This window comes from Lactobacillus sp. 23-2 (genome assembly GCF_044902225.1).
Taxonomy (GTDB): domain Bacteria; phylum Bacillota; class Bacilli; order Lactobacillales; family Lactobacillaceae; genus Lactobacillus; species Lactobacillus absianus.
The window spans coordinates 54,801-69,813 of sequence record NZ_JAOQBX010000006.1 but is presented as its reverse complement, the minus strand read 5'-3'; the positions used below and the strand labels follow the sequence as shown (position 1 = coordinate 69,813).

Genomic DNA, 15,013 nt, shown 5'->3' with positions numbered 1-15,013 from the left:
AATAATACAAAGGATTGCAAGGGAAGAGCTAATCTCTTCTCTTGTTTTTTTAATGAATATCCATTAACATTATTATGATAATTTGACAATAAACAAAGAAAAGGACTTATTTTCCCAAATGAAGCAAATGATAATTCACGGAGGGAAACCCCTGCAGGGCGATATCTGGATTGGTGGGGCGAAGAACTCCACGGTTGCGCTGATTCCAGCCTCAATCTTGTCCCGTACTCCGGTAACCTTGGAATCCGTTCCAAGAATTGCTGACGTGGACAACTTGATGGACTTGCTGAGTGAAATGGACGTTCACTGTGATTTCCACGAAATGACGCTGCGCATCGACCCAACCGAGATCAAGATGAGCCCGTTACCTGCTGGGAAGATTAAGAGTTTGCGCGCTTCATACTACTTTATGGGCGCTCTGCTTGGTCGTTTCGGTAAAGCGATTGTTGGTTTCCCTGGCGGCGACGACATTGGTCCGCGTCCCATTGACCAACACATTATGGGTTTCCAAGCGCTGGGTGCAGACGTTAGATATGAAAATGAACAGATCGTAATCACGGCTCCTGAAGAAGGCCTGAAGGGTGCCGATATCCATTTGAAGATGGCCTCAGTTGGCGCCACGATGAACATCATCATGGCTTCCGTAACGGCCAGTGGCCGGACGGTGATTGAAAACGCCGCTAAGGAGCCGGAAATCATCGACTTGGCAACCTTCCTGAACAACATGGGGGCCAAGATCCGCGGGGCGGGGACTGATACCATCCGAATCGACGGGGTTGAGCGTCTTGAAGCCAAAGTGCCGCACACGATCATCCCTGACCGGATTGAAGCCGGGACCTATATTTCCATGGCCGCCTGCATCGGCAATGGCATTCGCATCCACAACATTATCGCGGAACACTTGGATGCCTTTTTGGCCAAGGTGGAAGAAATGGGCGTCGTTATCGATACTGATGAAGACTCGCTCTTTGTCTACCCAGCCGGCGAACTGAAGATGGTCCAGGTCCGCACCGGCACTTACCCAGGCTTCGCGACCGACCTGCAGCAGCCGATCACGCCGCTGCTGCTGACCGCAAAGACGGGCGAAGGGGTCATCATTGACCCGATCTACCCGAAGCGGAATCGGCACGTGCCTGAGCTGCAGAAGATGGGGGCCTCGATCAACGTCGTGGACAACATTATTTTGGTTCATCCAGGCAGCCAGCTGCACGCCGCGGTGGTGCATGCTGATGAAATCCGGGCCGGGGCCTGCTTGATGCTGACGGGCTTGATGGTTGAAGGCGAGACCGTCATCAACAATGCCGGCAACATTTTGCGGGGCTATGACCGGGTAGAGCAGAAGCTGCGCCAAATTGGGGCCGACGTCGAGATTCGCGACGTGCCTGACAAGTAAAAAGAACAAAAGCAAAACGATAAAAAAAGGAAAGTTGGAGCAAATCCAGCTTTTTTTGTTCCCGCTGCCGGCTTTTGTTTTAAAATTAAGAAGACTAATTGCATATTTCGCTTTTTGCTGAGATGAGGAGGAAAAATAGATGTTGCTTAAGCCATTTGAATTGCCTGAAAACGTCAAGTTTACCGGTCCTGACCTGCGCTTGAAGACCCTGCCGACCCATTTGGTCGACTCCAGCGCCCAGCTGGCCGCGATCAAGAAGACTGTTCAGGCCAACGCCAAAGTCATCCGCAAGGCCCAAAAGAAGATGTATGCCGATAAGAAGTACGCGGTCTTGTGCGTCTTCCAGGCCATGGATGCCGGCGGCAAGGACAGCATGATTACCCACGTCTTTGAAGGGGTAGACCCGATCGGCTTTCAAACGGCTAATTTCAAGCAGCCAACCAGTGAAGAATTGACCCACGACTACCTGTGGCGGGTAGAAAAGCAGCTGCCGCCGCGCGGCTATTTGGGCGTGTTCAACCGGTCCCACTATGAAGACGTATTGGTTCAGCGCGTGCACCCGGAACTGGTCTTGAAGCAGGAATTGCCGGGCATCGTCAAGACCGCGGACGTGACGGAGGCCTTTTGGCAGCAGCGCTACAGCGACATCCGCTACTGGGAGGAATATCTGAACCGGCAAGGCTACCTGATTCTCAAGTTCTTCTTGAACATTTCCAAGGAAGAGCAGGCTTCCCGCTTCAAGGGCCGGCTGGCGGTGGAAAAGAAGAACTACAAGCTTTCAGCCAATGACGTTAAGGAGCGCGACTTCTGGCCGCAATACCAAGATGCCTATGAAAGAGCCATCAACAATACGGCAACGCCGGCCAACCCTTGGTACGTGATCCCGGCTGACGACAAGTGGTATTCCCGCTACCTGGTCTCCAACATTATTTCCCAGGCAATCAGCCAGCTGCCACTAGATTACCCGGTTCTGGCTCCAGAAGAAAAGCAGCGGATCATTCAAGAATTGAAGTTCTAGTTTTTGGCTTTTTCGGGGGCACTTTTGCGCCAAGGCCTTGTAAATTGCGGCGAAGGGTGTTATTATATTAGAGTTAATCGATTAATCTATGGCCTGAAAAATGGTTATGGCAAAGGAGTTATAGAATTATGAAACAAGGTATTCACCCAGATTATCAAGAAGTTTGCTTCATGGACTCAGCAACTGGCTTTAAGTTCGTTGCCGGCTCAACTTTGAAGCCGTCAGAAACTATCGAATTTGAAGGCGAGACTTACCCACTGGTTCGTGTTGAAGTTTCATCAGATTCTCACCCATTCTACACTGGCAAGCAAAAGTTTGCTGCAGCAGATGGTCGAATCGAACGTTTCAACAAGAAGTACGGCTTCAACAAGAAGAACTAATCGTTCTTTGCACTTTAAAAGCAGCCCGTCCGGGTTGCTTTTTTTATTGTAGGTGTTGAGTGTCTTGTATCAAACAAAGTATAATAGGTGACAGTGTAAATAGATTCTTAACTTAAGGAGTTTTAGGAATGAAGATGCAGCTGGCAGAAATTGCCCAAGCTTTAAATACAACTTGTGAAGGCAATGAAGGAACGGTAATCACTTCGGTCGCTTTTGACTCGCGCAAGATTACGGCGGGTGGCCTGTTCGTCCCAATCAAGGGCGAGCGCGACGGCCACGACTTCGTCGAAAGCGCGGTCAGCGCCGGGGCGAGCGCGACTTTGTGGGAGGCGGGTCACCCTGGCAAGCCGGACAATATCGCGGTTTTGGAAGTGCCTGACACTTTGCGGGCCATGCAGGATTTAGCCCGCTACTACCTGCAGAAGGTCAATCCCCTGGTCGTGGGCATCACTGGGTCCAACGGCAAGACAACGACCAAGGATATGATCGCGGCTGTTTTGTCCAAGCGCTTCAACGTTTACAAGACCCAAGCCAACTTTAACAACGAAATCGGCGTGCCAATGACGATTTTGGAAATGCAGCCGATTACGGAGATCCTGGTCCTGGAAATGGGCATGGACCGGGCAGGACAACTGCACGAACTGAGCAAGCTGGCCCGGCCAGACGTTGCCGTCATTACCATGATCGGCGAAGCCCACATTGAATTCTTTGGCAGCCGCGACAAGATCGCGGACTCCAAGATGGAGATTACCGACTTCCTGCAGGAAGACGGCGAGTTTATCTACAACGGCGATGAGCCGCTGCTGGTGGAAAGAGCCGGCAAGCTCAGCCAGGCCAAGGCGACTTTTGGCTTTGGCGACCAGGACACGGTTCACGCCACCAGCATGCACAGCTTCATGCACCACGCAACTTTTACCATCAACGACTCAGACCAGGAATTCAGCATTCCAATGATCGGCCGCCACAACGTATCTAACGCCATGGCCGCCATCTGCGTTGGCCGCCACTTTGGCGAAAGCGATGAAGAAATCGCGGCTGGCCTGGCCCACTTCGTGCCAACGGCCAACCGGATGGAATGGGAAAAGGGCGACTGCGGCGAAGATATCATGTCTGACATCTACAATTCCAACCCAACGGCCGTTAAGGCCGTCGTTGCCAGCTTCGGTCAGGTCGCGCCAAAGGAAGGCGGCAAGCGGATTGCCGTTTTGGCCGACATGCTGGAATTAGGCGCCAAATCCCATGAGCTGCACGCGGAATTGGCCCAAGACCTGGATCCGGAAAAGATCAACGTCCTTTACCTTTTCGGATCAGAAATGAAGTACTTGTACGAAGCCGTAAAAGACAAGTACCCGGAAGAAAACCTGCACTACTATCCAGAAGATGAGATGGACCACTTGATCGATGATCTGCGCAGCGACATTCACGAAAACGATATCGTCCTGCTCAAGGGCTCACACGGCATGCACCTGGAAAAAGTGCTCGACAGACTGAAATAGGAGAACAATTTGAAATTTACTGAATTAGGATTGAATGATGATTTGTTAAAGGCGATTAAGCGCTCAGGCTTTGAAGAGGCTACGCCAATTCAAGCCCAAACCATCCCTTTGGCTCTGGCCGGCGAAGACGTAATTGGCCAGGCCCAGACCGGGACCGGGAAGACGGCGGCTTTTGGCCTGCCGATCCTGCAGCAGCTGGACAAGAACCTGCATTCAATCCAGGCGATCATTATTGAGCCAACCCGGGAACTGGCCATCCAGACCCAGGAAGAGCTTTTCCGCTTAGGGCGCGATGAAAAAGCCCGCGTCCAGGTCGTTTACGGCGGGGCAGACATTGGCCGCCAGATCCGGGCCTTGAAGAACGTTCCGGAAATCCTGGTCGGCACTCCAGGCCGCCTGCTGGACCACTTGAAGCGCAAGACGATCAAGCTGGACCAGGTCAAGACAGTCGTTCTGGATGAAGCTGACGAAATGCTGGACATGGGCTTCATTCAAGATATCGAAAGCATTTTGTCCTACGCGGACAACCGCAGCCAGACCCTGCTGTTCAGTGCTACCATGCCAAAGCCAATCCAGCGCTTGGGCGAAAAGTTCATGAATGACCCGAAGATCGTCAAGATCAAGGCCAAGGAACTGACGGCTGACCTGATCGACCAATACTTCGTCCGCGTGCGCGAAAACGAAAAGTTCGACACCATGTGCCGGCTGATCGACGTGGAAAATCCTGATCTGGCCGTCGTCTTTGGCCGGACCAAGCGCCGGGTCGACGAATTGACCCGGGGGCTCTTGGCCCGCGGCTACAACGCTGCCGGCATCCACGGCGACTTGACCCAGGCCCGCCGGATGCAGGTGCTCAAGCGCTTCAAGGAAGGCAAGCTGGACATCCTGGTGGCCACCGACGTTGCGGCCCGTGGCTTGGACATTTCGGGCGTGACCCACGTCTATAACTATGACATTCCGCAAGACCCTGACTCTTACGTGCACCGGATCGGCAGAACCGGCCGGGCCGGCAAGAGCGGGATGAGCGTGACGTTCGTGACGCCGAATGAAGTCGGCTACATGCGGACCATCGAAGACCTGACCAAGAAGAAGATGTCTCCGCTTCGTCCGCCAACAGCCGCGCAAGCCTTTGAAGGGCAGATGCAGCAGGCAGCAGTCAAGGTTGATGAGCTGCTTGCCAACGACTTGACCAAGTATTCTGAAGCAGCTGAGCAGCTGCTGGAGAACTACACGGCAGAAGACCTGGCCGCGGCCTTGTTGAAGGAATTGGCCAATGATGCTGACGTTCAAGTCAAGATTACGCCAGAAAAGCCGTTGCCATACCGTGGCAATCGCCGCCATGGCGGCAATGGCCATGGCAGCCACCGGGGCGACAACCACGGCCGCTACGGGAAGAGCGCCCGCCGCAACCGCAATTTTGACCGCAAGGGCCGGTCAGGCCACGGCAGCAAGCAGGGCTTCAAGATCCGGAACCGCAAGGGCTAAGGCTGAAATAAAGATAAATTTTATAAAAAGACCAAGCTTTTTGACTTGGTCTTTTTATTTAAAATTTGTAGATATATAATTTAGAAAGCGCACAAGGAGGAAAAATGATCAAGGGAATCGGCAATGACATCATCGAGATCGCCCGTTTTCAGGCTCTGGTGGCCAAGGGCGATGACTTCGCCCAAAAGGTCCTGACGCCAGCTGAATTTGCCCAGTACCAGCAGCTCAGCGACAAGCGCAAGGCTGAATATCTGGGCGGGCGCTGGGGGATCAAGGAGTCTTTTGCCAAAGCGCTTGGAACTGGAATTGGCAAGGCCGTAGCCCTGCAGGACATTGAAACCCTGTGGGATGAAAACGGCGCCCCAGTGACCACGGTCAAGGGCTACCCGGGGAAGATTTTTTCCACGATCGCGCATGATAATCATGAAATCAGTACATTTGTTGTTCTGGAGGGATAAATAACGATGATTACGGCAGTTAACAGACCAGCAGCGCTCCACATTGATGTCGCCGCGATTAGAGAGAATACCGTCAATGCCAAGAAGCATTTAAAGCCGGGCCAGAAGCTCTTTTGCGTGGTCAAGGCCAACGCCTACGGGCATGGAGCCGTGGCTTTAGCGCCAGTGATGGAGGAGGCCGGTGCTGACGGTTTCTGCGTGGCCATGCTGGATGAGGGGCTGGAATTGCGCCGGGCGCAAGTCGTCAAGCCAATCCTGGTCTTGGGCTTGCAGCCAGCAGCTGAGGCAGCCTTAGCCGCGGCCAATGACATTTCCCTGCCGGTTTCCAGCTTGGAATGGCTTAAGGAAGCCGAACAGGTCCTGCGCAAGGAGGGGCTGCAGCTGAAGATCCACTTGGCCATCGACTCCGGAATGGGGCGGATCGGCTTCAGCGAAGACGAAGACTTCAAGCGGGTCAACGACTACCTGAAGGACAATGACGCTTTCTTCGTTGAAGGGATGTTTACCCACTTTGCTTCTGCCGACAGCGCCGACCACGCCTACTTTGACTACCAGGTCAAGCGCTTCAAGCACCTGCAAAGCCTCTTGACGGTCAAGCCAAAGTGGATTCATGTTGACAATACGGCGGCCAGCTTGTTTGAAAAGGACATCGACAGTGACCTGGTCCGCTTCGGGATCGGCCTCTATGGCTTGAACCCGTCTTCAGCTCCCGGTTCAGCCGATCTTGAGCCTGCCTTTGAGCTCAAGCCAGCCATGTCCTTTATCAGTGAACTGACCTATGTCAAGCAGATTCACAAGGGCTATGGGGTTGGCTACGGGTCAACCCACATCGCCGAAGGGGATGAATGGATCGGGACGGTTCCAGTTGGCTACGCTGACGGCTGGATTCGCAAGTTCCAAGGCTTCAAGGTCAAGGTCGGCGACGTCTACTGCCCAATTGTGGGCCGGGTCTGCATGGACCAGTTCATGGTGCTTTTGCCAAAAGAAATGCCGGCTGGCACCAAGGTGGAACTGATCTCCAAGGATCCGGCAGCGCCAAACAGCCTGCGCAAGGCCGCGGACTGGCTGGACACCATCCACTACGAAGTGGCCTGCCTGTTCAACGATCGCTTGGCTCGGGTCTACGACAATAAGTAGGCTAAAAAATTGCGAAAATAACGAATTTCAAAGAAAAAAGTTTCAGGATCAGCTGATCCTGAAACTTTTGTTGTTTTGCTAGCTTTTTTAGTGCTTGTTGATTTCTTCGTTTAAGAAGACGCCAGGCTTTTCTTCGCTCATGATGTTCATGCCGGCAGCCAGGTCTTCGACGGCCACGACTGGGAAGTCCTTGGACTTGAGCTTCTTGCAGATAGCCTTCATCTGGGTTTCTGAAGTGCCCTGCGGCAGGGTGAACAAGGTGCGGCGGACGTACTTGCCGTTGTATTGGCCGGTTGGCGCATCCAGAGTCATCGCCCCGGCCAGGTTGACGAACTTAGCGATGATCTTGCACATCTTGGCCAGGTTGCCGCTGTCGTTGGTTGACAAAACGGTCAAAACGTAAGCACCAGTCTTGACGTTCCAAGCGGATGACAGCATGTCCAGCAAGCGGGCGTGGGTCAAGATCCCATAGAAGCTGCCGTCAGTATCCAAAACGGAAATGTAAGGCAAGTCCTTGATCGTGAAGAAGACTTGGAAGAATGGGGCGTTGATCTTGATAGTCTTGGTGGCGTTCTTGAGCAGGTAGGTAACTGGCAGGCTCATGTCGCCGCCTTGGGACTTGTGGCGGTAGATGTGCATCTTGTAGATGTTGCCGCGGAAGATCTTGCCGCTGTCATCCAAAATTGGCACGCAGCGGTAGCCAGAGCTTTCCAGAACCTTCAGGGCTTCTTCCAAGGTGGCGTGTTCGTTGACCGTCGTCAAATAATCTTTCTTGATCACCAATGATTTAATCAGCATAGGAGAACCTCCGGTAAAGTTGTCTAAATACTAATAGATGTAAATGTTTTCGTACTTTCACATTATATCATGCTAAAAGCTTAAATTAAAGATTACTGAGAGAGCGTTAAAATAAGGAATTTGCCGGGATGTGCTAGAATAGAAAAGATACAGATTACGAGGAGATACAAGCAAAAATGAAATTAATCGCAGGCTTAGGCAATCCAGGTGCCAAGTATGACCGCACCAAGCACAATACGGGCTTCATGGCCCTAGACCACTACTTGAAGGAAAAGGGGCTGACCTTAGACCGGGACAAGTTTGAGGGCCTTTACAGCAAGCAGAAGATCAATGGCGAAGACGTCATTCTGCTGGAGCCGCAGACCTACATGAACGAGTCAGGCCGCTCCGTGGCCCAAATAGCCAAATTCTTCAAGATCGCGCCAGAAGACATTCTGATTATCCACGACGACATGGACATGCCGATTGCCAAGATCAGAATCCGGGCCGGCGGCAAGTCAGGCGGCCACAATGGGATCAAGAGCATCATCGCCGACTTGGGGACTGAGAAATTCAACCGCCTCAAGATCGGGATCCGCCACCCGCAAAAGCAGAGCGTGGTTTCCTGGGTGCTGACGCCCTTTGACGCTGACCAGCAGAAGGCAATGGATCAAGCCTTCGCGACTAGCGCCAAGATCATTGACGACTTTATCGCCGGCAAGAGTGCCCAATATTTGATGAACAAGTACAATTAAGGAAAAATGTTGTTAGCGTATGCAATTAATTGATTTCTTAAAAGACGACCAGCAGGTCAATGACTTCATCGCGAAAACATCCGCGGTCAAGAACTCGCTTTTGACGGGGGCCGAGCGTGGTGCTTTCGCCTTCTTTTTGCAGTACCTGCTGGCCCAGCGGCCGGGGACGGTCTTAGTCGTTGAAGAAAATGAACACAAAGCCCAGGAGCGCTACAGCGACCTGGTCAGCCTGTTTGCTGATGAACAGGTCCAGCTGTTCACCCTGGATCCAACGATTGCCACCCAGACGGCCGTCAGCTCGCCAGATGAGCTCTCAAGCCGGATTCAGGCGCTGAACCTGGCCTTGAGCGGCCAGAGCGGGATCATTATCACGACCCCGCAGGGCTTGCAGTACAAGCTTTCGGATCCTGCCGCCTTTAAGAAGGCCAAGCGGACTTTCCAGCCGGAAGATGAGGTTGAACTAGCCAACCTGGCGGCCTGGCTCAGGCAGTCAGGCTATAAGAAAGAAGCCCTGGTCCAGCGGCCAGGGGAATTTGCCATGCGCGGGGATATCGTCGATATCTACCCGCTGGACCGGGAAGAGCCGGTCCGGCTTGAGTTCTTCGGCGATGAAGTGGACACGGTCAAGACTTTTGACCTGGCTAGCCAGCGCAGCCAGGAGGACTTGGACCAAGTGACCATTTCCGCGGCAATCGATCAGGTCTATTCCCCAGAGGCCATCCTGCAGGCCGGCGACTTGCTGGCCAAAGACCTGGCAGCGGCTGAAAAAGCTGGCAAGGACTTGTCCGCCCAGCTGACTTTGGCGCAAGAAGCCCTGGCCAGCGGGGAGCTGCCGGAAAATCGCGCCAGCTATGTGGACTACTTGAACCCCAAGGCCAGCAGCCTGCTGGACTACCTGCCCAAGGACGCGCTCCTCTTCTTCAATGACTGGAAGCCGATCACTGACAGCGTTGAAGCCATCGATGCGGCCAACCAGGACTATCTCAACAGCCAGCTGGAAAGCGGGGAATTGCTGCCAAGGCAGACCTTGCGCCTGGATTTCGGGGCAGTCTTAAAGAAGGACCGCCACCACCGGATTTTTGCCAGCCTGTTCAAGCGGTCCATGGGCCGCCTGCGCTTTGGCCAGCACTTGGAGTGGGACAGCCGGGAGCCCCAGCAGTTCTTTGGCCAAATGCCGCTTTTGCACACGGAAGTGACGTCATACCTAAAGGGCGGACAGACCGTCATTCTGCAGGCCGCTACGGAGAAGCAAGCCAAGCAGATGAGCATCACCTTCAACGACTTCGACATGCACTACCCCTTGTGCCGGGCCGAAGATCTGCTTGAAGGGCGGGCTCAGATCATCGTTGGCGCCATGCCCAGCGGCTTCCTTTTGCCAAGCCGCAAGCTGGTCTATTTGACCCAAAAGGAGCTGTTCAACAAGACCAGCCAGCCCAAGCGGCGGATCAAGACCCTGGAAAATGCCCAGCGCCTGCGCAACTATACGGAGCTTAAGCCGGGCGACTACGTGGTGCACGTCAACCACGGGATTGGCCGCTTTGAAGGGATCAAGACCCTGGAGACTGACGGCAAGAAGCGCGACTACATCACGATCACCTACCAAAAGGGCGACCAGCTCTTCGTTCCAGCTGACCAGCTGGGCTTGGTGCAAAAATACGTTGCTTCTGAAGGCAAGGCCCCGCACATCAACAAGCTGGGCGGCAGCGAATGGGCCAAGACCAAGCGCAAGGTCCAAGCCAAGGTGGAAGACATCGCGGATGACCTGATTGACCTTTATGCCAAGCGCGAATCCGAACAGGGCTTTGCTTTTTCAAAAGACAATGCTGACCAGCGGGCCTTTGAGGATGCCTTCCCTTACCAGGAGACGCCTGACCAGCTGCAGACCCTGCGCGAGATCAAGGCGGACATGGAATCACCCCGGCCAATGGACCGGCTGGTAGTCGGGGACGTTGGCTTCGGGAAGACGGAAGTAGCCCTCAGAGCTGCCTTTAAGGCGATTCTGGATGGCAAGCAGGTGGCCTTCTTAGTGCCGACCACGATCCTGGCCCAGCAGCACTATGAGACGATTAAAGACCGCTTCCAGGGCTTCCCAGTGGAAGTAGCCAGTTTGTCGCGCTTCCAAACGCCAGCAGAGTCCAAAAAGATCATCGCGGGCCTGAAGGACGGCAGCATTGACTTAGTCGTCGGCACCCACCGGATCCTGTCCAAGGACGTTGGCTTTAAGGACCTGGGACTGCTGGTGATCGATGAAGAGCAGCGCTTTGGGGTCAAGCATAAGGAAAAGCTCAAGCAGCTGAAGACCAACATTGACGTCTTGACCCTGACCGCGACGCCGATTCCCCGGACCCTGCACATGTCCATGGTGGGGGTACGCGATTTGTCCGTCATGGAAACGCCGCCGCAAAACCGCTATCCTATTCAGACTTACGTGCTTGAGCAATTGCCGGGCACCATTAAAGAAGCCTGTGAGCGGGAGATGCAAAGAGACGGGCAGATTTTTTACCTGCACAACCGGGTCGGCGACATCGAGGAAACGGTGGCCAGGCTGGAAGCCCTGCTCCCGGAAGCCAGAATCGCCTATGCCCACGGGCAGATGAGCGAGGGACAGCTGGAAGACATTCTGCACCGCTTTTTGGAAAGAGAATTCGATATCCTGGTGACGACGACCATCATCGAAACCGGGATCGACATGCCAAACGTCAACACGATGATTATTGAGGACGCTGACCGCTACGGACTCAGCCAGCTTTACCAGCTCCGGGGACGGATTGGGCGCAGCGCCCGCCTGGCCTATGCCTACTTCTTGTACCAGCCCAACAAGGTTTTGACGGAAGTGGGCGAAAAACGTCTGGATGCCATCCGCGACTTTACGGAACTAGGGGCCGGCTTCAAGATTGCCATGCGGGATTTGTCGATCAGAGGGGCCGGAAACATGCTTGGAGCCAAGCAGCACGGCTTTATCGACTCTGTCGGCTATGACCTCTACTCGCAAATGCTGGCTGATGCCATTAGAGCGCGCAAGGGCCAAAAGCAGACGGTCAAGTCCAATTCAGAGCTTGATCTGGGCTTGGAAGCCTATATTCCATCCAGCTATATTGCCGACCAAGAGCAAAAAATCGAATTTTACAAAAAGATCAAGGGCATTGCCAGTGAGCAAGAGCTACAGGACATTGAAGACGAGCTTCTGGACCGCTTTGGCGACTACCCGGAAGCAGTCGAGAACCTGCTCAGCATGGCCGGCTTGAAGGCCGCCTGCGACCTGGCTCAGGTGCTGACGATGATCAAGCAGACCGACAAGCGGCGCAAAGAAGCCAAGATCAAGGTGGTCTTCTCCACGTCAGCGTCAAAGGAATTGAGCGGACCGAACATCTTCAAGGCCCTGGAGCACGTTTCCTGGAAGGCCCGGATCAGCATGCGGCCTGACCAGAAAATGGTCGTCCTGCTGGAAGTGCCGCCTCAGGCCAAGCGACGGACGATGTTCTCAGAGCTGGGAACCTTTATCCAGGCCGCGGCCAAGATAATTCAAAGATAAGGCAAATCAGATAACAAAGGCAAGAAAAGAGGCACAATATGCGAATTGACAAGTTTTTAAAGATTTCCCGCCTGGTCAAGCGGCGTACCGTCGCCAAGGAAATGGCCGACCAAGGCCGCGTCAGCGTCAACGGCAAGGCAGTCAAGTCCAGCTACAACGTGGCTATTGGCGACGTCATCGCGGTTGCTTATGGGACGAGGGTCGTCAAGGCTCGGGTCCTGGACATCCGGGAAACCACGAAAAAAGCCGAAGCCAGCGACCTTTACGAGCTGGTTGACTGATGACTTTTACCCAGGAAGCTGTTATACTAAAGTATAAATTTACCGATATTTTGGATAATTAGGATGATCTGTATTTTTAGGATAATAGGACAGCACGATGGGTAGAAACGACAACTCAGAGAAGATTACGCAGCTGCGGCCTGACAGTCAGGTCAGAAAGCTGAAGTCACGGCAGAGAAAGTTTAAAGAGGTGCACCGGGTGCGCCGCAACCGGATTATTGCCGGCTTTTTAGTGCTGTTTCTCCTGCTTGGCTTTCAGCTGGTGGTTACCCATGCCCGGACCAAGAAGGTTGAGCAGCAGGTGGCCACCAACAAAACCAGTCTGGCGCAAGTCAAGTCCAACAACAAGAAATTGCGCGAAAATCGTGACGACTTGAAGGACAGCGACTACGTGGCCAAGCTGATCCGCTACAAGTACAAGTACACCAAGGCCAACGAAAAGGTCTACAACGTTAACGAACAAGGTGATGACAAGCAATGAAAATTCAAACTGGCCAGCGCTTTGACGGGGTGATCAACAACATCACCGACTTAGGGATCTTCGTGACCCTGCCGCAGCATCACCGCGGCTTGGTTCACCGGAATGACTTTGGCCCGGAATGGCTTAGAGAGCGCCAGCGCTACCAAATCGGCCAGGAAGTCCGGGTGGTCGTCCAGCAGATCCGCAAGGGCCGCTATGACCTGTCAATCCGCCGGGTCAATGATCCTGACTTGACCGATCCGGCCAACCAGTTCAGCCAGCTGACGCCAAGCCAGTTTGCCCAGACCCTGAATGAGGTCGACGCTAAGGCGCAGGCAGAAATCAAGCAGCTGGAAGCCGTTTTGGCGGCAGCTGAATAAGAGCATAAACTAGCAAATGACCCAGGGATGGGTCATTTTTTTGTAGAAAGCATTGACGAGCAACGATGATAAACGATGAAACAAAGAAGCTGGCCAGCTTTTTCAAGCAGCAGCAGCTGCCTTTAAAAGGCAAGAAGCTGCTGGTGGCTGCCAGCGGCGGTCCGGATTCCATGGCCCTGCTGGATTTATTGACTGAACTGGCAAAAACAGAAGGCTGCACGATCTGCGCAGCCCACCTGGACCACCAGCTGCGCGCGGACAGCTTCCAAGAAAGCCAAGTCCTCCAGGAATACTGTCAGCAAAAGGCCATCAGCCTGTTTGAGGCCAAGTGGCCTAAAGACCAGCAGCCGGAAAACGGCAAGGGAATAGAAGCCGCGGCCCGGAACTGGCGCTATGCTTTCTTGGAAAAGACGGCCCGGAAAATTGGCGCGGACTACCTGCTGACGGCCCACCACGGGGACGACTTGATTGAAAACATCCTGATCAAATTTCTCCGGTCAGGTATTCCCCAGGAAATGAACAGCCTGCAGGCCGTCTCAGAGCGCGGCGGAATCAAGCTTTTGCGGCCACTCTTGAATTTTGAAAAAGCAGAATTGCTGGCTTATGTCCAGAAAAGGCAAATTCCTTACGTGCTTGACCAGACCAACCTGGCGGATGAAACCCTGCGCAACCGGCTGCGCCACCATGTCCTGCCCCTGCTCAAACAGGAAAATCCCAAGCTGGTGGAAAATGCCAACCGCTTCAGGCAGGGGATGAAGCAATTGACGGCCAGCGCGCAGGCCGGGCTGCCTGAGCCGGAATTGGTTCCCGGTCTGGGGTGGCGGCTCGCGGACAGCTTGCCGCCGGAACTTTTAGGGCTGCATTTAAGCAACTTTATCGCGAAAAAATATCATAAAAGAGTACAATTAGATATACAGTTGCTAAAACAAGGAAAAACGCAGGAAAAGGGCGGTCTGACCGTCCAGTGCTACCAGAAGCGCTGGTGGCTCTATCCCAGCCGGCGGCCAAAGCCGCAGCCTTTGCGCCAGCTGGCCTTGCACCAGCCGTTCGCCTTTCAGGACAGGACATACTTGTTGACGGATGAGCCGGCGGGACAGCTTGACCAAGAGCAGTGGACATTGACTGCCAGCTTTTATCTGGCGCCTGGCCAAATCCACTACGGGTCCTTGCCCGCCGGACAGAAATTGCTCCTGGCCAGCGGCCACCACGCTAAAAGCAAGAAGGAGTTTGCCGCCAGCGGCATTCCCTTGGCCCTGCGCGGCAGCTGCCTCAGCATTTTTGCTGGGGATGAGCCGGCCTATGTCGAATATGCCTACCAAAAAAGGCCCAGAAGCAGCCAAGACCGGCGCGTTTGTCTTTATTTGCGGAAAATTGCGCCACGACGCGAAAAGTAAGAGGCAAATTTTAGATAATCGCCCTTGTTTATGTTAAAATTTGAGAAGTAATTCTTCGATCTGACGG

The 15,013-nt window shown here is 53.8% G+C and carries 14 protein-coding genes; 13 read left to right on the top strand and 1 reads right to left on the bottom strand.

The features are described 5' to 3' along the window. The first annotated feature begins 118 nt into the window (after positions 1-118). The 7 genes from OCH80_RS03875 to alr all read left to right on the top strand — a co-directional run bounded on the left by OCH80_RS03875 (position 119) and on the right by alr (position 7,367). The gene (locus OCH80_RS03875; protein WP_154546799.1) at positions 119-1,393 is read left to right on the top strand and encodes a UDP-N-acetylglucosamine 1-carboxyvinyltransferase; all 1,275 of its coding nucleotides are present in this window, start codon (positions 119-121) and stop codon (positions 1,391-1,393) included. A gap of 139 nt (positions 1,394-1,532) precedes the next feature. Next, the gene (locus OCH80_RS03870; protein WP_206987819.1) at positions 1,533-2,411 is read left to right on the top strand and encodes a PPK2 family polyphosphate kinase; all 879 of its coding nucleotides are present in this window, start codon (positions 1,533-1,535) and stop codon (positions 2,409-2,411) included. A gap of 128 nt (positions 2,412-2,539) precedes the next feature. Continuing rightward, the gene (locus OCH80_RS03865) at positions 2,540-2,791 is read left to right on the top strand and encodes a type B 50S ribosomal protein L31 (protein ID WP_154546801.1); all 252 of its coding nucleotides are present in this window, start codon (positions 2,540-2,542) and stop codon (positions 2,789-2,791) included. A gap of 128 nt (positions 2,792-2,919) precedes the next feature. Then, positions 2,920-4,287, top strand: a complete 1,368-nt coding sequence (gene murF / locus OCH80_RS03860) for a UDP-N-acetylmuramoyl-tripeptide--D-alanyl-D-alanine ligase (protein WP_404537997.1) — start codon at positions 2,920-2,922, stop codon at positions 4,285-4,287. A gap of 9 nt (positions 4,288-4,296) precedes the next feature. Next, the gene (locus OCH80_RS03855) at positions 4,297-5,772 is read left to right on the top strand and encodes a DEAD/DEAH box helicase (RefSeq protein ID WP_404537995.1); all 1,476 of its coding nucleotides are present in this window, start codon (positions 4,297-4,299) and stop codon (positions 5,770-5,772) included. A gap of 104 nt (positions 5,773-5,876) precedes the next feature. Next, positions 5,877-6,230, top strand: a complete 354-nt coding sequence (acpS, locus tag OCH80_RS03850) for a holo-ACP synthase (RefSeq protein ID WP_206987813.1) — start codon at positions 5,877-5,879, stop codon at positions 6,228-6,230. 6 nt (positions 6,231-6,236) lie between these two features. Beyond that, positions 6,237-7,367, top strand: a complete 1,131-nt coding sequence (gene alr / locus OCH80_RS03845) for an alanine racemase (RefSeq protein WP_404537993.1) — start codon at positions 6,237-6,239, stop codon at positions 7,365-7,367. A gap of 87 nt (positions 7,368-7,454) precedes the next feature. On the opposite strand, the gene cbpA is transcribed toward alr, so the two are convergent. Then, positions 7,455-8,165 (bottom strand): cyclic di-AMP binding protein CbpA, encoded by a 711-nt coding sequence (cbpA, locus tag OCH80_RS03840; RefSeq protein WP_154546806.1) that lies wholly within the window; start codon positions 8,163-8,165, stop codon positions 7,455-7,457. Positions 8,166-8,341: 176 nt separating this feature from the next. On the opposite strand from cbpA, the gene pth reads away from it, so the two are divergent. The 6 genes from pth (at position 8,342) to tilS (ending at position 14,946) form a co-directional block, all read left to right on the top strand. Next, entirely contained in the window at positions 8,342-8,899 is a 558-nt protein-coding gene (gene pth, locus OCH80_RS03835; protein ID WP_404537990.1) for an aminoacyl-tRNA hydrolase, read from the top strand. A 19-nt stretch (positions 8,900-8,918) separates the two neighbouring features. Next, a complete protein-coding gene (gene mfd, locus OCH80_RS03830) occupies positions 8,919-12,431 on the top strand; it encodes a transcription-repair coupling factor (RefSeq protein ID WP_404537988.1) in 3,513 nt (1,170 codons plus the stop codon). A 38-nt stretch (positions 12,432-12,469) separates the two neighbouring features. After that, positions 12,470-12,712, top strand: a complete 243-nt coding sequence (locus tag OCH80_RS03825) for an RNA-binding S4 domain-containing protein (protein ID WP_154546809.1) — start codon at positions 12,470-12,472, stop codon at positions 12,710-12,712. Between the two features lie 97 nt (positions 12,713-12,809). After that, positions 12,810-13,193 (top strand): septum formation initiator family protein, encoded by a 384-nt coding sequence (locus OCH80_RS03820; RefSeq protein WP_404537986.1) that lies wholly within the window; start codon positions 12,810-12,812, stop codon positions 13,191-13,193. Beyond that, positions 13,190-13,552 (top strand): S1 RNA-binding domain-containing protein, encoded by a 363-nt coding sequence (locus tag OCH80_RS03815; RefSeq protein WP_404537984.1) that lies wholly within the window; start codon positions 13,190-13,192, stop codon positions 13,550-13,552. Before OCH80_RS03820 ends, OCH80_RS03815 begins: the two co-directional genes overlap by 4 nt. A 65-nt stretch (positions 13,553-13,617) precedes the next feature. Beyond that, on the top strand, positions 13,618-14,946 hold the full coding sequence (tilS, locus tag OCH80_RS03810; RefSeq protein ID WP_404537982.1) for a tRNA lysidine(34) synthetase TilS: 1,329 nt from the start codon (positions 13,618-13,620) through the stop codon (positions 14,944-14,946). The last annotated feature ends 67 nt before the right edge of the window (positions 14,947-15,013 follow it).